The sequence below is a fragment of the Marinomonas shanghaiensis genome (genome assembly GCF_003259175.1).
Classification (GTDB): domain Bacteria; phylum Pseudomonadota; class Gammaproteobacteria; order Pseudomonadales; family Marinomonadaceae; genus Marinomonas; species Marinomonas shanghaiensis.
The window spans coordinates 75,944-96,281 of the sequence record NZ_QGOK01000005.1 but is presented as its reverse complement, the minus strand read 5'-3'; the positions used below and the strand labels follow the sequence as shown (position 1 = coordinate 96,281).

Here is a 20,338-nt window from a genome sequence, read left to right as displayed (position 1 = left end):
TCAATTTTTAACGTTGAGGCAGCATAGCAAACCCTCTTTCACACCAGTGTGCAGCTTTACACCATCATGACTAAGATTTTCGTTATGCAAAGATCACTGACTTTTCCTTTTCGAGACCATCCTCCATTGAACCCGACGTTAATGATTTTGTCCGAAAAAGCGCTGACTAATCTCTGCCGCTAAATGAGACGCAAACATAGGGTGAGGAATAGGCGCAACAGCGAGCACGATATCGACAGAGGGTAACGCAGGAAGAGTAGAGTCTTCGATAATACCAAGACCATAGGAAACACTAGATCGCGCCATCGCACTGATACCTTGACCTTTGCGCAGCAAACCTTTAATCGCCGTTGCACTGGAACTACTGCACATCAATCGATATTCTCGCCCCTGTTTTTCTAGTCCATCAATGGCTGTGCTGTGAAACTTGCAATCAGGTTCATACAACACCAAAGACAAGGGATTTTGCTTTTCTATTGGTTCATCTGTTTGCAGATTGTCACCCTTCACCCACACACCAGAATCGTGTTTTAGCAGATAACCTTCTTCGGCGTCTGGTGCACGGGTCAAAATGGCGACATCTATTTTTCCTTGGTCCAGCATCAAGCGCAGTTGCGTACTGCAATCACAAACGACTCGAATGCTCTGCTGCGGTAAAGTCTCACGAACCAAGGCCACAATGGAAGGCAATATGGACTCGGCATAATCATCAGGACAGCCAATGGTCAAAGGTGGATGTTGAAGATGAGTCGAAAAATGCCCTAACGCTTCATCATGTAAAGAAACCAGCCTTCTGGCATAACTCACCAAATGCTGACCTTGTTCCGTCAAGCCAAGGTTACGGCCTTCTTTCACAAACAGAGCATGACCGGTTTCTTCTTCCAACTTTTTCATCTGCATACTAATGGCACTTTGTGTACGAAACGTCTGTTTTGCCGCTCGGGTAAAGCTGCCAGTATCAACAAAAGCAATAAAGCTACGGAGTGAATCAATGTCCATGAAAAATCATCTATCAAGGTTTGGAATAGGAAACATCAAAACTATTCGTTAGTCGTCAGAAAAACAAGCAGCAATAATGCATTTCTTAGCCAGTAGAGACATCAAAAAGGAACCTTGCAAAATGAAACTGATCATCGGCAATAAAAATTACTCATCTTGGTCTTTACGGGGTTGGTTGGCGTTAAAAGCCTTCAACATTCCGTTTGAAGAAATAAAACTCAGCCTGTTTAGCGACGAATTCCGCATTGAGCTAGCCAAATACACTCCCGTCAGCAAAGTACCCGTATTGGTGGATGGTGATTTAAACGTGTGGGATTCTCTTGCTATTTGCGAATACATCAATGAAACCTATTTGGATGGAAAAGGCTGGCCTGGGGACAAAAACCACCGCGCCGTGGCACGCTCAATTGTGGCTGATATGCACTCTGGACTCTTTGGAATTCGCAACGAAATGCCGATGAATTGCCGTGCGAAGCGCCGTGTAGAACTAAGCGACAAGGCAAAAAAGGAAGTCGCAACCCTAGATGCTCTCTGGTCTGATTTACGCACTAAACACGCCCAAAATGGCGACTACTTATTTGGTGAATTCAGCTTAGCCGATGTCTTTTTTGCGCCCGTTGTCTTCCGCTTTGCCACCTACGGCATCCAACTTTCGGACGCCGCCAGCGCCTACCACAAAACCATGCTCGCACGCCCAGACATGCAAGCATGGTTAGCAGACTCTGTAGCTGAAACAGAAGTCGTCGCTGCAGGTGAGGCAGGCGAAGTCCTTTAATTTCTTGGTAATTCATCATCCAATAAAAAACGAAAGCCAATGATGACTTTCGTTTTTTTATGTATCAAAAGGCCAATTAATCTTTAAATTGTTTCGTATCAGCCTGCCATGATTTTACCAATTCTTTCTGGTCAATCATTTTGTACACCCATTCACGGCCGTCTTTCACTTTTTTAAATAACTTCAATTCAACCAATCCATTCAATACGGTCGCGGCGGTGTTGTAGGAACAACCCAAGTTATCTTTCACATTGTTGATGGTAAAAGAAACGGCTTTCTCACTTTTCGCCACTTGAAAAACTGTCTGCTGCTTATCGGTCAACTGACGATACAAACCAGAATCCCACAGCCACTTGTTAAACACTTCGGTTTGCTCTACTGACTCCTTGTAGGAAGCTTTAAATTTGTTGATAGCCCGAATGATAATTCGACACTGATGGTCAACAAAGTAGGTTAAATCCATGTCATCTGTTTCGGTATAAAGATAGCTTTTACCGTATTGCACAGGGGCTTCTTTCAATAACAAGCTGATCGCAATATAACGAAACGCTGCAAACTCGTTTTTAAACATGTACCAATAAAACAGCGCCCTAGCGACACGACCATTGCCATCATGGAAAGGGTGTTCGTAGCCAATTCGGAAATGTAGCGTGATAGCCTTCACCAGAGGATGGATATAACCCGAACTTTCCGCATCATGATGTGACTGATTTACCCACTCTACTAACCTATCAAGTCGACTACTTAAGGATTCGGCTTTGGGTGGCGTATGGACGACTTCACCATCATTGTTCTCTACCACCACATCATCAGTTGTTCGAATCACACCCGGTTTGTATTTATCATCTTCAATGCCTTCCACACCGATCTGGTGAAGTTCCTCGATAAATTCAACCGAAAGAGCTTTGTTTCTGTGCTCCCACGCAAACTTCATCATTCTGAAATTACCAAGAATCATTTTTTCATCAAGGCTTCTGGGCTTTCTCGCCCGTTTCAGCATATCTTTTGCGACTTTCGTTGTGGTGGCTGCCCCTTCTAGCTGACTGCTGCTAATGGCTTCGTCTTCAATCAGGTCATTCAATAAATAGTCTAGATGCTTCTGCTCACCTATCTTGTTACACATCCACTCCAATGCGGCGGTTGTTGTATTTCGATCCGTCTCACTAATGGCTTTTTGGATGGTTGGTGTGAGATATAAACTAGGAACAACCACACTTCCATCAAAAAAGGCCGTTTGTCTTTGATTGCTTCTGGCTTCTTTCATCAACGACCAAACTAACAGTGTATCTAATTTCTTAGGTAACCGATGCTTGATCTCATCAAAATGGAAATATCGCCCCTTAGAGTCCACTGGGGTCCTATAGCTAATATACTCACCAAAAGAGTAATTTGATTGCTTAGAAATGAACTCTATTGGGTTTTCTATTAAGTCTTTAGGCGGTGAAATAATCATAGCTATCTCAAAAACAAGAATAATTGAGATAAAGATAGCAAAGAAAAGAATATCTGTCTCAAAAAAACACTATTTTGAGATAAGGTATCATTTTTATGAAGTAGCAATGCATGGTGATTTCCCAGTAAAATCAAACCTTGACTCATTTCTCTACTTTCAAGGTTTTCATGACGAAATTCACACTCCCCAAAGGACTAACAGAAGCACTTAAAAGTGGTCAATTAATTCCGTTTGTTGGGGCGGGGGTTTCCATGTCTGTCAAAAAGGCTGGCTCCCAAGAACCTCTTTTTCCTAGCTGGAAGACATTATTACTTAACAGCGCAGAAGAAATTAGAAAACAAGGACTCAAAGACTCAGCAGCGACGTTGATTGAAGCGCACCTTGATCATGGTGATGACAATAGCTATTTGGACGCCGCCAAATTAGCTAAGCAGACACTTAAAAATCAAAAATGGAATGCCTATCTCACACAACAAATAGGATTGAACAAAGATCAATGCGAACAATCAAGCTTAGAACTCGCAAAGTCCATCTGGCGATTAAACAGTTTGCTTATTATTACTACCAACTATGACAAAGTATTAGATTGGGCTTGCCCAATGTTGGCAGACCTAAACCACTGGGATATTGAAGCAGCTCATGAACAAGCAATTTCATTATCTACGCAACTCACTAAACCGACTGTTTGGCATTTGCATGGTCGCATTAGCAATGCAAACCAGCTTATCCTCACACCCGATGGTTACAGCCACTTATACAGTGAAGATGCAGATAAGGCGAAATACAAAACAGCGCAAGCGACATTAAAAACCTACTTAGCAACTCGCCAGCTACTTTTTATAGGTTTCAGTTTTAGTGATAAAGTCTTTTCTAAAGAGCTACAGTCCATCAGTGAGCTTTTTGATGGCAATACTCATGATCATTTTATATTAATCAAAGAAAGTCAGAAAACCGACATAGAAAAGCTTGGATTGCCTTTAACTTCTGTCACCTATGAAAACCATAAGGATTTGCCTGCTTTATTAAACGAGCTGGCCAGCGATGCTGAACGAGAGAATCAGAACGAACAGTCAGAACCTGCCGTGACAAGCTCTTTACCGACAACCACTTCGCCAGCACCAAACACCAAACCTGATTTTGATATAAACAATTTTGTTTTTAACCTGCCTTTTCGATCAAAAGGGGAAGGTGTCGTCGGTAGAGAACAGGTTTTACAGGAACTGAGAACACAACTTGTTTCAGGACAACAAACTAGCATCGGTCATGCGGCGTCTTTTAATGGCATGGGCGGTTTAGGGAAAACACAGCTCGCCGTCGAGTACGCGTATCGATATAGAGATGAATACCCTAATGGGGTTATGTGGATTGCTGCGGATCAGGACATGTCTTCCCAGTTAGTCATCATGGCGAATAACGCCAAATGGTTTTCACCCCATTTAGAAACGGCAGACCTGCTAGCAAAAGCACGAGAGAAACTGCAAAACAGTTCAGATTGCTTAATCATTTTTGATAACGTTGAAAGCAAAGAGCAAATTCAAGACTACTTACCAACTGTACAGGCAACACCACATCTATTAATCACCAGCCGAATCAATATCAGCGGTTTTAACGCGTTACCCTTGTCTCTGCTTAGCGAAGATGAATCAATTGAACTTTTACTGAAAGAAGCCAACCGCCAGAATCTTAAGCTGTCAGACGAGGACAAGGTAATTTGCCAAGACATTGTGGAAACATTAGGCCATTTACCACTTGCGATTGAACTGGCGGGCGCCTATCTGAAACGACTGCCAAGCGTTACCTTTGCAAACTACAGAACCCTATTACATTCCAGTTTAGACACAGCCTTAAACACTAAACACCATGACAGTTTTACCAACCACCAAAAAGGACTGTTTGGCACCTTAACACTAACAGAGCGAGAGATAGAACAATCACCGCTTATAGAAGAGGTTTTACGCCTACTTAGCTGGAGCGCCACGGCCTCCATGAGCACGTCATTGATGGCAAGCTTGTTGGACGTTTCGGAAGACGATTTAATTGAGCCACTGGCGCTTGGGGTGGAGCTAAGGCTTTTATCCATCACAGACCATACTCGTTATTCCGTTCACCGCTTACTGAAAGAAATACAACGGAAATTGCACCCATTAGATAATATGCAGGCATGGGGACAAACCGTTTGCCAACGCATAATTGACTGGTTCGAAACACGCAAAGATGAGTTCTTAGATCTAAAAGAGTATCAAGCCGAAGTAGACCATCTAGAAAACTGGCAAGCCTTAGCTGACAAACACCAGTGGTCGCAAGCCATCGAGCTTATCTGGTTACAAGCCTATCCATTATGGCACCTAGGTCAGTACCAACAAAGTGAAGCGTTATTATTAAAAGCATTAGACTTATTTGAAAAAACACACACAACAGAACACAAAGACAACCAACTATTAAAAGCCCACTTACTGGCCGACTTAGGCACAATAAATAGTGGACTAATGAAACCAAATCACGCACTGACCTATGAGCAAACGGCACTGGATATACGACTCACCTATTCAGAGGAAAAACACCCAGATGTCGCCACAAGCTACAACAATATAGGTATTTCCTACAGTCATCTAGGATTGCATGACAAAGCTCTGGAGAACAAAGAAAAAGCTCTACGTTTACGACTTGAACTATTCGACGAAAATCACCCCGATGTCGCCAGATGCTATGGCAATATAGGCGCAACCTACGGTAAGCTGGGATTACATGAAAAAGCATTGGAAAGCCAGGAAAAAAGCCTAGGTTTACTCCTAACACTGCTCGGCGAAAGCCACCCACATGTCGCCACAAGCTATGGTAACATTGGTAGCACCTACGGTGAGCTAGGGTTACATGACAAAGCATTAGAAAACGAAAAAATAGCCCTACGTTTACGGCTTGAACTGTTCGACGAAAATCACCCAGATGTCGCTCCAAGCCAAAGTAATATAGCGATAACCTATCGAAAGTTAGGCCTTTACCCTGATGCCTTAACTCATGGCAGAAAAGCGTTCGAAATATATTTATGGCTCTATACAACTAACCCCTCCGATTTACTTAATGCTATGTGGGGAATAGTAAATACCTTGCTGGCGCAAAAGCAATTTGGACGTGCCTTGGCTGAATTGGATGCATTAAAACCGCTGGCGAGTACGAGCCGAAAAGTTAAAATCGAAATGCTAGAACTACAAAGCCATATCAAACAAACAGGCAAGAACTCTGGCTATAAATTCAATAGCCCAACTAAAAAAAACAATAAACACAAACCAAAACGGCGTTAATCAAAGCGGAAACTAGACATTGTTCAAGCATCGAACTCAGTAGACGGTTTAATGACTTGTGGGTCTCTTAACCCCAAGGTTATGAACACTCAGACTATACAAAAGGCCTTCCTACCAAAGAACACAATGATAAGATGGGCCTAAATTAAAACGCTAATGCTGAACGGGAAACCAATTCGATGACATTCTCTAACCATGAAGATTTCCAGAACAAAGGAGTCCTTAAGCTTGCCAATGTCATTGATGTTGAAATGGTTGCCGATGTACAAAGCCATCTTTGGCAGGAAGTGAGCCACAAATTTGGCATTCATCTTGATGAACCTAGCACATGGTTTTCCAATGCTCACAACCCTGTCGGAGACGCTGGTGCCAAACGGCTGAACGCGATGGGGTCGATTATGCGAGAGCTCAAAGCGTCAGGGAAATTAGATGAAATAGAGAGCGTAATACAATCGGCGATTAATCAGGTATTTGGTGCTCACGCTTGGCAACCGCTAGACCTTTGGTATTCTTTGTTAAGCTTTCCAGGCTCAGAGTCGGTTTGGAATGTGCCTCATAAATCTTGGCACTGCGATGAACCCTGTGTGGTGGGAGACGCAGAGCCTTGGAGCCTGTTTGTTTTTGTATTTCTTGATGATGTCACTGCCGATATGGGGCCAACAACGGTCGTATCTGGCTCACACCGACGAGCGGAGCGTCTTGCCAAAACGCTCGGCACATCGAATAACGAAGCCTTAATAAACGCTTTTGAATCGGTGAACAGTGGGTTGTTTGAGAATCCGAAAGAGGTCACCCTATTGCCCATGGATCAGGTATTAGAACCCCTTGTTCAAGAGGATCCTTGGTTCCAAGCGCTGGTTAAAGAAGGTTCCCCTGATCAGAGAATTCAACGGTTCATCGAGGAAGGCAATTCGCTGCATGGCATCGAACAAAAGGTTGTCACCTTAACCGGTGCCGCAGGCGATATCATCGTATTTGATCCGCGCTGTCTGCACACGTTTTCGGCCAATGTTTCTGGCCTTCCTAGACAAGTATTGCGACTCGACTTTAGACGCCAATTATAACCTACCGCAAACGCTATGATTTCCCGTAAAATACAGCATTCATTCTATTCTTCCCAAGGCTTTCATGACAACAATGACACGCAACGACGAACAAGCAGATCAACCCGATGAGACATTAGACAATGCGAGAAACGCGTTTGAAATCAGCTTGTCTAACTTCTCTACTGATCACACGGAAGTCGTTGCGAATATGCACAGAGTGGTTGAAATATTGCTGGCCAAAAAACAGTTTGCCGAGGCATTAAAAGAAATCGAGCAGTTAAAGGCACTGGCGGCTTCGAACAAAAAGATCAAAATAGCCATGCTTGAGATGAAAGGTCGTATCAAACAAGTTGGCGCTAGATCAGGTTTTCGATCCAGAGCCACCAAGAAATATACGACCAAAAAAACCAAGAACAGTTAGCCAATCATAGAAGCTTACGGGTTAAAAATTATGCCTCCTGTTCGAGGAGAAACTCCTTTAGCCGTTTATTCACTTCCACTGGCTTTTCAATTTGTGGCGTATGACCACAATCTTCTAAAATAATCAGTTTAAAAGCCGGCGTCATGGCTTGAGCACGTTGTGAATGCGCCAGTGGTATCACGGCATCGTGCCTGCCATGAATAAATAAGACGGGGGTTTTCGTTGCCGATAAAATAGCGAGCGTTTTGCTATAGAGACTTTTTCGCTGACCGAATATCGTCGTTATTTCTTTCAGTGTCGCAACAAAGGCCGCTTGTGCCCCTTCTCGCATAACATTTCGAGCAATAATGGCTTTTGATTTGTCAGTCACCTCTTCTTGATGGTAAAAAATGGCTTTGATCTGATTATCAATGGCCATCTTTCCGGGCTTTGACATCAAGTCCCCTAAAATAGGCAACGACATCAAACGAAATGGAAGTGGAGAGTCTTTGCCAAGCCCTGCTGCATTTAATAACACGACTTTAGGGACTCGCTCTGGATGAAGCCCCATCATGTGAACACTGATCCCACCGCCCATAGAGTTTCCACCTACGGAAACCTGTTCAATATTCAATGCATCCAAAAAATACCATGCAAAACGCGCGTATTTCTCTATGCCAAAAGCACCTTCAGATATGTCTGACAGACCATGACCGGGTAAATCCCAGCTGATGACTCTCAGATGGTTTGCTAAAGCATCCGCTTGTGCTTCCCAGGTTTCTAGCGAGGAGCCAATACCATGAGTCAGTAACAAAACAGGCTTGGCGCCGCCAGTATCTCGATAACGAATCGTATAGCCTTTAATCGATATGTATAAATCTTCCAAAATAGCGCCCTCTCATTGTTTTTATATTTATTTGGCTAAATAGCAAGGCACATGCCATCTTTAATGATGGACGTTAGACTACTGATTTGAAAAGTTTAACTATTTGATTAGAAAACAAAAAAACCAGTTTTTACACTGGCTTTTTTGGCGTTTAAGTTTCTTTATTTTCTCATCAAATGATAAAACAGAAAAACAAGGAAGGTAGATTTCTTATCATTTAAACAATCACAAACAACGATCAGATCCAGTCAATCAAACCGAAAACTTGAAGCGGTCCAGCCACCAAAAAGCCCTTCATCGTGATACACACAAGTCGCTTTGCCGCTTTCAGCAGCACCAAGAGCCACCATAAGCGGAATCAAATGATCTTCTCTTGGGTGAGCAATACGAGCATAAGGTGCTTTGTCCCATTCCACTATGCCAGCGCTGCGTTCTGCGGGTGCTGATTCCAATAATATTTCTTGTAACCAAGCGTCAAAGCCATTCGAAGGCTTGATGGCTTGTGGGCCTCTTAATCCAAGGTTATGGAAGCTCAAGCCACTGCCGACGATCAATATGCCTTCTTCACGTAATGGCGCCAATGCACGGCCTAACGCCATATGTTCTTCTGGATTTAGGTTCGATTTAAGTGACAGCTGGACCATCGGCATGTCTGCTTCTGGATACATCACGGCCATTGGCGCGAACGCACCGTGGTCGAAACCTTTTTTATCATCCAGATCCACCGGAAAGCCTGCGCCTTTAATAAGTTCAGCGATGCGATTGGCCACCTCTGGCGAGCCAGGGGCTTGGTATTTCACCTCATAAGTATGCGCGGGAAAACCGTAATAATCGTATTCCATTCCAGGCGCTGGGTTAGACTGCACACCAAAGGTTTTGCGCTCCCAGTGACCAGAGATCATCAAAATCGCTTTTGGCTTTTCAGGCAATTCTTGTGTCATTCGAACCAAAGACGCTTCAAGGTTGGAAAACATGGCGCGCATGTCAGCGATATAAGGCCAAGGGCCGCCGCCGTGGGAAATAAAATAAGTGGGTAACATACTGGTTCACCTCTAAACTGGAAGAATCAGCAATCTAGCAAGTGGCTAAATTCGCTAATTTGATGACAGCAGTCTAGGCCCATGACTCAACTTGATCAACACGCAACCAGTTAACCCATCATTTCATTTTGATCAACAATCTAATAGAAAGAGCCATTTATATTTCTTTTTGATTAAGCGGATAATCCGCAAAACCAACGGCTAACACATCCAATGTGACGTTCCTAAAACGTTCTAGTAATAAGGCTTCCGCTTCGATTAAGACATCACTAATGGCTTGGTTAACGGCGATTTCAATTGGGCATGACGTATGCTCATCAGACAGACCAATGGTAAACACCGAGCTTTCACCCAACGCACTATGAATATCCAGCAAGGTAATGTTGGATAAGGGTGTTGCCAATGACCAACCACCGCCGTGGCCTTTAACGGAGGTGACGTAACCCTTATCTCGCAAACCCGCCATGGTTCGACGCACTACAACAGGGTTGGTATTGAGCATACTGGCAATTTTTTCGGAAGTGGCAGGCGCATCCAGCTGATTCATGTGAATCAGTACGTGCAACATGCGGGATAAACGGCTGTCTTTTCTCATCAGCAATCTCATGGTGAATAACGATCTTTGCATTCTAACTCAGTTTATCATGAAACATTAAAAGTATCGTGAGTTGACATCGATATTTCATGTAACTTATGATGTTTCATAAATATCGATTCTTGATAAAAATGAGGAAGAACCAATGCAACTCGACGTTATCGTAATTGGTGGAAGCTTTGCTGGGCTTTCCGCTGCCATGCAGCTCGTAAGAGGACAAAGAACCGTCACTGTCATCGACGCTGGTGAACCCAGAAATCGCTTCGCGGATGAATCTCATGGATTTTTCGGCTTGGATGGCGTGTCGCCTGTTGCCATTCAGCAAGAGGCTTATCGCCAGCTCCTAAAATACCCAACCGCCAGTATTGTGAAAGGCAAGGCGATTAGCGTTGAAAAGCACACTGAAGGGTTCAGCATTACGCTCGCAGACAAAAGAATATTGACCAGTAAGAAGCTCATTTTAGCGACAGGATTAAGAGATGAGATTCCCAATATCCCAGGTCTAAAAGAACGCTGGGGGGCAACCGTTATCCACTGCCCTTATTGCCATGGTTATGAAGTACGAAATCAGCCACTCGGTGTTATAGCAACCAGTCCGCTATCTACCCATCAGGCTGGAATGATTCCGGATTGGGGCCCAACCACTTACTTTACCCAAGGTCTATACGAACCCGATGAAGAGCAACGTGCGTTTTTACTGAAACGGGGCGTTACCATTGAAAGCACTCCAGTATTAGAAATACTGGGACGAACGCCGGAAATTGCTTCTGTTTACCTTGCTGATGGCCGTACGATTCGTATTGCAGCGATATTTGTTGCACCTAAGACCCATATGGCAAGCCCCTTTGCCGAACAACTTGGATGTGAATTTGAAGACGGGCCTCTTGGTCTGGTTATTAAAACCGATGCCTTAAAACAGACGTCTGTGGAGGGCGTGTTTGCCGCTGGTGATATTTCCAACCCAATGCAAAATGCCACATTAGCCTCGGCTTCTGGTGTCATGGCGGGCGTGGGCGCTCATCAAGCATTAATGCGAGGGTAAACACAATTTTCTACACTGGAGGTGATGGGCTGTTGTCTAACACCTCTTATTTTTGCTTATTTATGTGAAAATCTCGTGTAATGAATATCTCCTTTCATACGCTTTTAAGAGCCTATTTTACCTTGAATCCATGCTAAAAATACCTGCTGAGTCAGTACTTTGTCAGGATTGCGCAATACCATATGAAATAAGTCGTTATAAATGTTAATGAATCGTTGTAAACGTTTCTGCACTCAATTTTCACGCTATAGAAAAACGAATGGCAAACGCGCTATGCTGATTGAAAGAACAAGCAACACTGAAACAAATCATTCTTTATCAGGAGATAAAATATGTCTTTTAACATCGCAAAACGCACGCTTCTCAGCAGTATTATTGCAGCGTCTTCACTGTCCACAGTAGCGCTTGCACAGCAACAAGAAGGATTCACCGTTACACCAAGTATTGGTCATTACAATATGGATAATGATCGTAACACTGAAGACGATACGTCTTATTCATTAGGCCTAGGTTACCAGTTCAACAACCCTTGGGCGGTCGAGTTTGTTTACCTAAATGCCGACTCTAAACAATCTGGCGGTGGTGACGTCGATGTAGACCAATATCGACTAGATGGCTTGTATCATTTACCGAATGTTAGCTCGCTTAACCTCACGCCCTACTTAGCGGCTGGTGTAGGCACAGCCGATTTCAGCAATGGCGAAGATAACAACACACAGATCAACGCGGGTGGTGGTTTGAAATACGCGTTTAACGACGCAGTGTCGTTACGTGCAGACTTCCGCCTAGTCAATGATGTGGAAGATCACCACCTTGATAACGTCACCTCACTTGGTGTGCAAATGACATTTGGTGGCTCCTCATCAAGAGCCTCTTCAGAGCCGGTTGAACAAACCTATACACAACCAGCCGCTCAACCGGAAGTGATTCCTTCAGAGCCGGTGGAACAAGTAAAAGAGGAGCCTATTGCAGCAGCCCCTGTGGTTGAAGAAGCCCCTAAACAGGTAGACGTTGTGGCTGAACCGCCAGGTAAAATTAACATTCAATTTGGTCTCAATAAAACCAATGTTGAACAGAAATACTATCCAGAAATAGAAAAAATTGCTGACTTCCTGAAAGAAAACCCAGGCAGCACAGTCATGATTGAAGGCCACACTGACGACACTGGATCTGCAAACTACAACCAGATGATTTCAGAGAAACGTGCCAAAGCGATTGCCGATGTGCTCACTCAAACCTTTGAGGTTTCAGCATCACGAGTGAATTCTGTTGGCTATGGTGAAGAAAGACCTTTCGTAGAGAACGATAGCGAAGAGAACCGTCAGATCAACCGTCGCGTTGTCGCTATTATTTCGACCAGCGAAGCGTAAACACCTCGTTCATACCCTCCCAAATAGCCTACGGCTAAGGCAACGCTCGATATTTAATATCGGGCGTTTTTTTTGCTTATCGCTCTGCCTTTAAGCGTTCTACTTTAAAGCGAATCATTTAAACAAGCATCCCTTTATGAACATCGCTTACTTACTTTGATCACAATGGTTTTTCTGCATTTTAAGAGTGAAAACTTACTGTAATAAACAGCGCTTTTCCTACACCCTTTTGGGTACGTTTTGATCAGCTAATTGCTTGAATATACACAATTTAGTCAACCTAGCGTCATGATTGGGTAACAGCGGTTCACGTCCTATTTTTTGCGCATTTTGAGGGGGCTTTTCAATACTAAAAAACAGCGTAATCTGAACAACGAACAACAAAACGTTATGTTCATTTAGGAGAAATTAACATGTCTACATCATTTAAAAAACGTACTCTTTTTAGCGGTGTTCTGATTGCTTCATCCCTTACAACAATGGCATACGCAGCACAACCAGTAGAAGGCATCACAGTCACACCAAGTATCGGCTACTACAACGCTGACAGTGATCGTCAAGCAGGCAATGACACGTCTTACTCAATCGGCGTTGGCTACCAAACCAATAGCGCACTGGCATTGGAAGCGGTTTATCTTCACTCAGATGCCAGCAAGCGTGGACGTGAGAACGATCTAGACCAATACCGAGTGGATGGCCTGTACAGTCTGCCAGCCTTCACCACGGTGAACCTAACCCCTTACGTCGCTGCGGGTGTTGGCGTAACAGATGTTCGTGGTGATTCCACCAATCTATTAGTTAATGCTGGTGGTGGTGTGAAATACGCGATTAACAGTGACGTGGATCTGCGTGCAGATTTCCGCCTAGTGAAGGATATTGAAGATGATCATTTGGACAACGTAACGTCGGTTGGCGTGCAATACAACTTCGGTATGCCAAACCAGCAAGCGTCTAATTAATTCATCAAAAAGATAATCGAATCATTCTGAAACAGAGATGTCAGAAAGCAAACCAAGAAACGCCCAAATGTCAACGCATTGGGCGTTTCTTATTCAATAAACCATTAGCATTCTGTACTTCGAACAAGAAAGTCTCTCACGCCTTTTGCGGCCAAATGCCCAGTCGCAAAACAAGCCGTTAATAAATAGCCGCCTGTTGGCGCTTCCCAATCCAACATTTCGCCAGCACAAAATACGCCTGGCATGACGTTTAACATCAACGTTTCATCGACACTGGTTTCGCAGACACCGCCCGCAGTAGAAATCACCTCTTCGATTGGCTTAGTCTTATAAAAGCAAACAGGAACGGCTTTTAAACATCGCGCTAAGTCTTCTGGTGTCTGAAAAGCCTCCTTAGGAAACGACTCATGCAACAAAGCGGTTTTTACGCCTGTGATGCTCAGGGTACGTTTTAAATACTTACTAAAAGATTCTTTCGGCTTAGTATTACGCAATTTTTTGATGACTTGTGCTTCACTTTGCAAAGGCAAGAAATCCATCAACAGAGACGATTGGCCCGAGCTGTTAATGCCATCGCGCAGATATTTAGAAAATGCGTAAATCAAGCTACCTTCCATGCCATCGTGCGTAACAATACACTCGCCCTTTTTGGTGACCACGTTGCCATCCGCCAAGGTAAAAGAGAACGCCACATCTTTGAGAGGACTGCCAGCAAACTTGGTTTTTAAATGCTCACTCCACTCACTGTAAAAACCACAGTTGGCACTCTGTAGGGGAGCAACCACGACGCCTTTTTCAGACAGCAGTGGAAGCCAAGCCCCGTCTGAGCCTAGCTTAGGCCAACTAGCGCCCCCCATGGCCAAAACAATGGCATCAGCCTGAACAACCACGCTTTCGCCAACGTGATCAAACACCACTTGGTTTGCAGATAAACAGGTCATTTTATGACGCATATGAAACTGTACACCGGCGTCTCGTAATCGTTTTAACCAGTTACGCAACAGTGGTGCCGCTTTCATGTCTTTGGGGAACACTCGCCCAGAGGTACCCACGAAAGTTTCTATGCCTAAACCATGAATCCATTCGCACAAGGCATCCGCATTGAACTGACGAATGGCCGTATCCAACCACTCGGCTTTATCGTAATAGCGTTGAATAAAATCGGGGTAGGCTTCCGAGTGAGTGATATTCATGCCACCCACACCGGCTAAGAGGAATTTACGACATGCACTGGGCTTGGCATCGTATACATGAACCTGATGGCCTGCGGCACAAATGCCTTCGGCGGCCATCAAACCCGCAGGACCCGCACCGACAACAACGACTGTTTTCTGCGTTTGCAACGCCTTTTGCATACTTACCAACATCAATTCAAAGAGACACTTAAAAAAGAAGTGCATGATAAAGAACTTAGGCGTAATCACCAATGCTTTCAACGCAAATGAAACCACTTTACCAATTAAAATAGCACTCTAGCAGACAAAATTTCGATGTGACTCGCTTTTTATAGATGCTACTATTTAACCCTACGAAACTTAATAAAGTTGGTATGCGAATCACTAGCTTTGATATGAAGGATATTAAGTGAAGGTCAGTTTAATAGTTGCGGTCTACAAAGACATAGAAGCCTTATCATTGATTGTAGAGTCGCTCAAAACACAAACCTATAAGAACTTTGAACTTATTGTCGCCGAGGACAATAATAGTGATGAGATGCATGCATTTGTCAGCAAGATTAAAGATCTCGAGGTAATACATACTACTCAAGAAGACATTGGTATTCGCAAATCACGATCACAAAACAATGCGATTTTAGCGTCAACGGGAGAATATATTATTTTCATCGATGGCGACTGCTTACCCTACAGTACCTTTATCGAAAGTCATGCTCTATTAGCAAAAAAGGGTCAAGCTCTTGCTGGGCGTAGGGTTAATTTAGGTCCTAAATACAGTGAAGAAATCCGCACAGGAAAAATGAGCGCCTTAAAATTAGAACAGAAGTATATCCAAAAACTACCCAGCCTTTGGCAGGATTGCTTAGAAGGTCATGTCGAAGCTGGCATTTATATTAAGCCTCATAGCACTCTATTCCAAAAATGGATCTATTCTAAAACCACGTCTATTGTGGGCTGCAATTTTTCTTGTTTCAGAAGCGACTTAATCGCTATTAATGGTTTCGATGAAAGCTATGGTGAAACATCTATACCCGATGATACAGACATAGAATGGCGGCTTAGAGCATTGGGGTTACAAGTAAAGTCTTGTAAATTCGCAGCGAATCAGTTTCATCTTTACCATACTCGATCTTCTAGAGACTACACTGGTAGCCAGTATGAAAATGATATGTTAGAACGAAAATCAAAAGGTATGTTTAAGGCAAGACAAGGCCTAGATACACACTAATAAATGCATGGCAATCAGAACGCTTTATAGCAAAATTTTGTTCTGATTGCGTTTTTATCCAATCAACAGGGTCACTTTTTAGGGCGACTTTGCACTCCGGCAGTCAAGGCTAGACGCATCGCTTCTTCCACTCCAATATCCAATTCCGTCAAACGATCGCGAGAAATGTACAGCGTCATACCGCCGATTTGATAACTCAATGGCACATAGACCCCCACCAAATCTTGCTCTTTAAACAGCCGCTTTCCAGTTTGCTCTCCTGTGATAAAGCCAATCACTTGTGCGCCATTCCATTCAATTGACACAACGCTCTTCATTTCTTTTTTTTCCGCTAGATTAAACACCATCATCATGTCTTTAATGGCACCATAAATGGACTTTACTAACGGAATGCGTTCGAAAATGTTATGGCTTAATTTCACTAAATAACGAAAGCCGTATAAATTCACTAAAAAGCCAGTCAGCACCAATAGCGCCAAGCTGGCAAGCAAGCCTAGGCCGGGGAAATAAAGCGCATCTGGGATCAGCAAAAATAAAACAGGCTGAGCGATGGCTTCACCTGTCGCCAACAACCAATAGATCAAATACACAGTCAAACCAATCGGTAAAACCGCTACCAAACCCTTCAGCAATAATGCAATCAATTTGTTCATGATTAAAATGGTCCTATAAATGTGCCCATAGCATACCGCAAGCTTTATGCCACTCCTATGACTCTGATAAGACTTCACGAAAAGATTGCTGAAATCTGATTAGCCTTATACCCTTTCAAGCCATCTTACTGTTTTATTTTTTCGCGACTCTAGAGGTAACAACAACGTGAATTACAAACGCCTTGAAACTTTTGTTTGGGTTGCCTCGTTAGGAAATTTCCGCAAAGCAGCAGAAAGACTGCACACAACCCAACCGGCCATTTCCGCTCGAATCTCTGGTTTAGAAGCCGAGTTAGGCGTCAAACTTTTCGAACGGGAAGGTGGCTCTAGCCCTATTATGCTGACATCAAAGGGCAAAGAATTACTTCCTTATGTGGAAAAAATTCTTTATCAGACCGAACAATTACGAAAACGCGCCGGCCTTTCCACCGCCTATTCGGGCATATTACGGTTGGGAGTTTCTGAAACCATTGTGAATACATGGCTACCCGACTTTTTGTCACGACTGAACAAAGATATGCCTAACTTAGATGTGGAAATGACCGTCGATATAACCGCTAATTTGAGCAATGGAATTAAAGACAGATCGTTAGACTTAGGGCTCTTAATGGGACCCATTTCTGAACCCAATATAGTCAACAGAGAGCTTTGTACTTTCGCTCTTTCTTGGGTGGCTAGCCCAAATTTGAATTTGCCAGACAGGCTCTTGTATCTAGAGGAGTTGGCCAAATGGCCGATCATCACGTACGCTCGCGCCACTAAACCCTATGTAGAAATCAATCAAAAATTCCGCGAACTCGATGGACCACCAGCGCATTTTTTTGCGTCAACCTCCTTGGCTGCCTGTCGTAGCTTAGCGATTGATGCCGTTGGGATTTCTACATTACCTAACATCATGATCACCAAAGAATTAGAGGCCGGAAGCCTGCGAAAAATAAGAGCCGTTTGGACCCCGAATGATCTTACCTTTACCGCGTCCTATTCCGACGAACCTTTTAACCCTATTGCAGAACTGGCAACCAATATTGCCGTGATCGCAGCCGAGGAATACAACAAGAAACAAACATCATAACGAGTCTTTGATGATAGATTGCCATTGTTTCGCTAAATCTAATAACGCTTGATCCTTACCATTACCTGCTGTCAGCATCAGCCCTATTGGCTCATTTTTAAATCGAAACGGCAAAGAAATGCTGCAGCCGTTTAACACATTGGCTAACGACGTATTACGCAGGCATAACAGGTTTAACCGGTCGTATTCTGAGTCTTCGGCTAAATCCGTCAAAGTAGGCGCGACCACAGCAACAGTTGGCAACAAGAAAACCGTATTTGGTTCATCCTCTGACATCTGTTGAATAAACGCCTTACGAGCCGTTTGAGTCTGCTGAAAATCCTCAGCGGTAATGGTGTTAGCGCGAGCGATACGAGACGCCACCCGCGGATCAATGTTGGCGATGTCTAGATCATACTGTTGACTGTAAAAAGCCTGACTTTCAAACGCTGAGAACTGCCAAACAGGCAAGGTTTTGTAGGTTTCTAAAGCCCCGATAAAACGCCGTTCGATCACCACGCCTGCGGCTTCAAGCTGAGCTAATGTCTCGACAAAACCGCCGTCAACCAGCGCATCTAAATCATTCATGCCAAAGTTACTTGGCACAACAATACGTAATGGATCCGCTTTCGCGCTTTTGCTTGTCTCGCCTAATGGCGCAACGCCAGACAATACCTGCCAGAGCAACTCACACTCATCTACTGTTTTCGCTATTGGACCGACTGAATCAAGTGAATATGATAATGGCAAACAACCTTCTCTAGAGACCGTTTGTTGGGAAGGTTTAAATCCTGTCAAACCACAAAACGCCGCCGGTATGCGCAATGACCCCCCAGTATCGGTTCCTAACGCGGCATCCGCCACCCCCAAAGCAACCGACGCCGCACCGCCACTGGTTGATCCGCCCGTAATGCGGCCTGCATTCATCGGATTATCCGGCGAGCCGTAATGTGGATTCAGCCCTAGCCCTGAGTACGCCAATTCTGTCATATTGGTGTGACCCAACAAGCTCGCCCCCGCTTTTCTTAACAACGCCACCGCAGCAGCGTCATGCTCTGCAGGTGTCGCGTCCAAAAAAATCGATCCTGCTTGCGTCTTATAGCCTTGTACCTGAAATAGGTCTTTTATCGAAATAATCGCCCCATGTAAGGGGCCTTGTTGAGGCTCAACATAATCAAACAGTTCAGTGAACACGGACTGTCCTTTTGTTTCAATAATATCTAAAGCACTCTTCCACTTGGTAATAAGATCTCGGTCCTGCCAAGCAAGATTCGATGGTTTTGGTTGCGTCATCATTAGCCCACTGTTCGTATAATTTGATTTGAAAAGTACCGCCTTTCACGGACTCCGTCAAAGAACGAATGCTCATAAAAAGTCGCCGACCAGAACCTTTGATAAAAAAAATTGATCAAAACACCCAAAAAAACACGATTAGACTTTTTGTGGTGGCTAGATCTAATCTTAATAAAACACAATGTGGCAAAAATGAGGAAAGCGTTAATGAAAAAAGCTCTATCACCCTTACTGCAACAAACGTCTGATTTACGCCAAGCAATCCGCAGTAAAACACACACTGGGGTTACTAGCGGCTTAGCGCAAGGCGCCATGCAAGGGAACGTGGTGATTTTGCCTGCCGATTGGGCAAACGACTTCCTATTGTATTGCCAAAAAAACCCCGTATCTTGCCCGTTAATTGGCGTCTCTGAAGTCGGAGATTTTAGAATGCCTGAACTGGGTGATGACATAGATATGCGTCACGATATTCCAGAATACTACGTGTATCGCAATGGCGAAAAAGTCGAAAGTCGCTCAGATATAGAAGACTTATGGCAAGACGACATGGTGGCGTTTGTATTAGGCTGCTCTTTTTCTTTTGAACACGCTTTATCGCAAGCCGGACTGACGCCACGAAACATCGAAGAAGACGTCAATGTCTCTATGTTTGAAACCAATATTGCGACCGTACCAGCCGGACGTTTTTTTGGTAACACCGTCGTGACCATGCGTCCTTATGTGCCAAAAGATGCCATTCGTGCCATTCAAATCACCACACGCTTCCCCAAAGCGCATGGCTCACCACTGCACTTTGGTTCGCCACAAGACATTGGTATCAAAGATTTAAGTCAACCTGACTATGGCGATGCTGTCAGCGTAAAAGACGGCGAAGTCCCTGTCTTTTGGGCTTGTGGCGTGACTCCCCAGGTGGCTATTCGTAATGCAAAACCGCCGATCTGTATTACTCATGCACCAGGAAAAATGCTGGTGACCGATATATTAGACACGGATCTTGCGGTTCTTTAGTTTTCCCTAAACGGATAAGCGCAACCAATGCAGGCAACTGATCCTGCATCATTGATAATAAAAAAC

18 protein-coding genes are annotated in these 20,338 nt (G+C 44.0%); 10 read left to right on the top strand and 8 right to left on the bottom strand.

The window, feature by feature from the left end; all coding sequences use genetic code 11:
• Positions 1-138: 138 nt before the first annotated feature.
• Positions 139-999 (bottom strand): LysR family transcriptional regulator, encoded by an 861-nt coding sequence (locus DKT73_RS04135; protein WP_111637322.1) that lies wholly within the window; start codon positions 997-999, stop codon positions 139-141.
• A gap of 121 nt (positions 1,000-1,120) precedes the next feature.
• On the opposite strand from DKT73_RS04135, the gene DKT73_RS04130 reads away from it, so the two are divergent.
• Positions 1,121-1,774 carry a glutathione S-transferase family protein gene (locus DKT73_RS04130; protein ID WP_111637321.1) on the top strand — a complete coding sequence of 218 codons (654 nt, stop codon included), beginning with the start codon at positions 1,121-1,123 and terminating at the stop codon, positions 1,772-1,774.
• A 76-nt stretch (positions 1,775-1,850) separates the two neighbouring features.
• On the opposite strand, the gene DKT73_RS04125 is transcribed toward DKT73_RS04130, so the two are convergent.
• On the bottom strand, positions 1,851-3,227 hold the full coding sequence (locus DKT73_RS04125; protein WP_111637320.1) for a Fic family protein: 1,377 nt from the start codon (positions 3,225-3,227) through the stop codon (positions 1,851-1,853).
• 167 nt (positions 3,228-3,394) lie between these two features.
• Here DKT73_RS04125 and DKT73_RS04120 point away from each other — a divergent pair, with 167 nt between their 5' ends.
• The 3 genes from DKT73_RS04120 to DKT73_RS04110 all read left to right on the top strand — a co-directional run bounded on the left by DKT73_RS04120 (position 3,395) and on the right by DKT73_RS04110 (position 7,993).
• On the top strand, positions 3,395-6,526 hold the full coding sequence (locus DKT73_RS04120; RefSeq protein WP_111637319.1) for a tetratricopeptide repeat protein: 3,132 nt from the start codon (positions 3,395-3,397) through the stop codon (positions 6,524-6,526).
• A gap of 179 nt (positions 6,527-6,705) precedes the next feature.
• Positions 6,706-7,590 carry a phytanoyl-CoA dioxygenase family protein gene (locus DKT73_RS04115; RefSeq protein WP_111637318.1) on the top strand — a complete coding sequence of 295 codons (885 nt, stop codon included), beginning with the start codon at positions 6,706-6,708 and terminating at the stop codon, positions 7,588-7,590.
• A 64-nt stretch (positions 7,591-7,654) separates the two neighbouring features.
• On the top strand, positions 7,655-7,993 hold the full coding sequence (locus DKT73_RS04110; RefSeq protein ID WP_157959149.1) for a hypothetical protein: 339 nt from the start codon (positions 7,655-7,657) through the stop codon (positions 7,991-7,993).
• A 28-nt stretch (positions 7,994-8,021) separates the two neighbouring features.
• Here the strand turns inward: DKT73_RS04110 and DKT73_RS04105 are convergent, their stop codons facing one another.
• From DKT73_RS04105 to DKT73_RS04095, 3 genes are all read right to left on the bottom strand, one after another.
• Positions 8,022-8,858 carry an alpha/beta fold hydrolase gene (locus DKT73_RS04105; RefSeq protein WP_157959148.1) on the bottom strand — a complete coding sequence of 279 codons (837 nt, stop codon included), beginning with the start codon at positions 8,856-8,858 and terminating at the stop codon, positions 8,022-8,024.
• Positions 8,859-9,106: 248 nt separating this feature from the next.
• Complete coding sequence (locus tag DKT73_RS04100) at positions 9,107-9,898, bottom strand: DODA-type extradiol aromatic ring-opening family dioxygenase (protein WP_111637315.1); 792 nt, start codon at positions 9,896-9,898, stop codon at positions 9,107-9,109.
• A gap of 157 nt (positions 9,899-10,055) precedes the next feature.
• Positions 10,056-10,526 carry an Rrf2 family transcriptional regulator gene (locus DKT73_RS04095; RefSeq protein WP_232827778.1) on the bottom strand — a complete coding sequence of 157 codons (471 nt, stop codon included), beginning with the start codon at positions 10,524-10,526 and terminating at the stop codon, positions 10,056-10,058.
• Between the two features lie 112 nt (positions 10,527-10,638).
• Between DKT73_RS04095 and DKT73_RS04090 the strand changes: the two genes are divergently transcribed.
• The 3 genes from DKT73_RS04090 (at position 10,639) to DKT73_RS04080 (ending at position 13,864) form a co-directional block, all read left to right on the top strand.
• Positions 10,639-11,535: an NAD(P)/FAD-dependent oxidoreductase gene (locus DKT73_RS04090; RefSeq protein WP_111637313.1), complete on the top strand. Its 897-nt coding sequence runs from the start codon at positions 10,639-10,641 to the stop codon at positions 11,533-11,535.
• Positions 11,536-11,867: 332 nt separating this feature from the next.
• Complete coding sequence (locus DKT73_RS04085) at positions 11,868-12,905, top strand: OmpA family protein (protein ID WP_111637312.1); 1,038 nt, start codon at positions 11,868-11,870, stop codon at positions 12,903-12,905.
• A 413-nt stretch (positions 12,906-13,318) separates the two neighbouring features.
• Positions 13,319-13,864 carry a porin family protein gene (locus DKT73_RS04080; protein ID WP_111637311.1) on the top strand — a complete coding sequence of 182 codons (546 nt, stop codon included), beginning with the start codon at positions 13,319-13,321 and terminating at the stop codon, positions 13,862-13,864.
• Positions 13,865-13,968: 104 nt separating this feature from the next.
• Here DKT73_RS04080 and DKT73_RS04075 read toward each other — a convergent pair whose 3' ends face one another.
• Positions 13,969-15,219, bottom strand: a complete 1,251-nt coding sequence (locus DKT73_RS04075; protein WP_111637622.1) for a TIGR03862 family flavoprotein — start codon at positions 15,217-15,219, stop codon at positions 13,969-13,971.
• Between the two features lie 229 nt (positions 15,220-15,448).
• Here DKT73_RS04075 and DKT73_RS04070 point away from each other — a divergent pair, with 229 nt between their 5' ends.
• Entirely contained in the window at positions 15,449-16,267 is an 819-nt protein-coding gene (locus DKT73_RS04070) for a glycosyltransferase (protein ID WP_111637310.1), read from the top strand.
• Between the two features lie 71 nt (positions 16,268-16,338).
• On the opposite strand, the gene DKT73_RS04065 is transcribed toward DKT73_RS04070, so the two are convergent.
• Positions 16,339-16,920: a DUF502 domain-containing protein gene (locus DKT73_RS04065; RefSeq protein WP_111637309.1), complete on the bottom strand. Its 582-nt coding sequence runs from the start codon at positions 16,918-16,920 to the stop codon at positions 16,339-16,341.
• Between the two features lie 166 nt (positions 16,921-17,086).
• Here DKT73_RS04065 and DKT73_RS04060 point away from each other — a divergent pair, with 166 nt between their 5' ends.
• Positions 17,087-17,992 (top strand): LysR family transcriptional regulator, encoded by a 906-nt coding sequence (locus DKT73_RS04060; protein ID WP_111637308.1) that lies wholly within the window; start codon positions 17,087-17,089, stop codon positions 17,990-17,992.
• Here DKT73_RS04060 and DKT73_RS04055 read toward each other — a convergent pair.
• Positions 17,987-19,267, bottom strand: a complete 1,281-nt coding sequence (locus DKT73_RS04055; protein ID WP_198666536.1) for an amidase family protein — start codon at positions 19,265-19,267, stop codon at positions 17,987-17,989. The genes DKT73_RS04060 and DKT73_RS04055 overlap by 6 nt on opposite strands.
• A gap of 204 nt (positions 19,268-19,471) precedes the next feature.
• Here DKT73_RS04055 and DKT73_RS04050 point away from each other — a divergent pair, with 204 nt between their 5' ends.
• The gene (locus DKT73_RS04050) at positions 19,472-20,272 is read left to right on the top strand and encodes a putative hydro-lyase (protein WP_111637307.1); all 801 of its coding nucleotides are present in this window, start codon (positions 19,472-19,474) and stop codon (positions 20,270-20,272) included.
• Positions 20,273-20,338: the final 66 nt, after the last annotated feature.

Bases quoted from the DNA above. Each gene is read 5' to 3' on its own strand.
- DKT73_RS04115 (WP_111637318.1), top strand. From the start codon at position 6,706: ATGACATTCTCTAACCATGAAGATTTCCAGAACAAAGGAGTCCTTAAG.
- DKT73_RS04095 (WP_232827778.1), bottom strand. From the start codon at position 10,526: ATGCAAAGATCGTTATTCACCATGAGATTGCTGATGAGAAAAGACAGC.
- DKT73_RS04135 (WP_111637322.1), bottom strand. From the start codon at position 999: ATGGACATTGATTCACTCCGTAGCTTTATTGCTTTTGTTGATACTGGC.
- DKT73_RS04130 (WP_111637321.1), top strand. From the start codon at position 1,121: ATGAAACTGATCATCGGCAATAAAAATTACTCATCTTGGTCTTTACGG.
- DKT73_RS04050 (WP_111637307.1), top strand. From the start codon at position 19,472: ATGAAAAAAGCTCTATCACCCTTACTGCAACAAACGTCTGATTTACGC.
- DKT73_RS04055 (WP_198666536.1), bottom strand. From the start codon at position 19,267: ATGATGACGCAACCAAAACCATCGAATCTTGCTTGGCAGGACCGAGAT.
- DKT73_RS04085 (WP_111637312.1), top strand. From the start codon at position 11,868: ATGTCTTTTAACATCGCAAAACGCACGCTTCTCAGCAGTATTATTGCA.
- DKT73_RS04100 (WP_111637315.1), bottom strand. From the start codon at position 9,898: ATGTTACCCACTTATTTTATTTCCCACGGCGGCGGCCCTTGGCCTTAT.
- DKT73_RS04065 (WP_111637309.1), bottom strand. From the start codon at position 16,920: ATGAACAAATTGATTGCATTATTGCTGAAGGGTTTGGTAGCGGTTTTA.
- DKT73_RS04120 (WP_111637319.1), top strand. From the start codon at position 3,395: ATGACGAAATTCACACTCCCCAAAGGACTAACAGAAGCACTTAAAAGT.
- DKT73_RS04110 (WP_157959149.1), top strand. From the start codon at position 7,655: ATGACAACAATGACACGCAACGACGAACAAGCAGATCAACCCGATGAG.
- DKT73_RS04125 (WP_111637320.1), bottom strand. From the start codon at position 3,227: ATGATTATTTCACCGCCTAAAGACTTAATAGAAAACCCAATAGAGTTC.
- DKT73_RS04080 (WP_111637311.1), top strand. From the start codon at position 13,319: ATGTCTACATCATTTAAAAAACGTACTCTTTTTAGCGGTGTTCTGATT.
- DKT73_RS04075 (WP_111637622.1), bottom strand. From the start codon at position 15,219: ATGCAAAAGGCGTTGCAAACGCAGAAAACAGTCGTTGTTGTCGGTGCG.
- DKT73_RS04090 (WP_111637313.1), top strand. From the start codon at position 10,639: ATGCAACTCGACGTTATCGTAATTGGTGGAAGCTTTGCTGGGCTTTCC.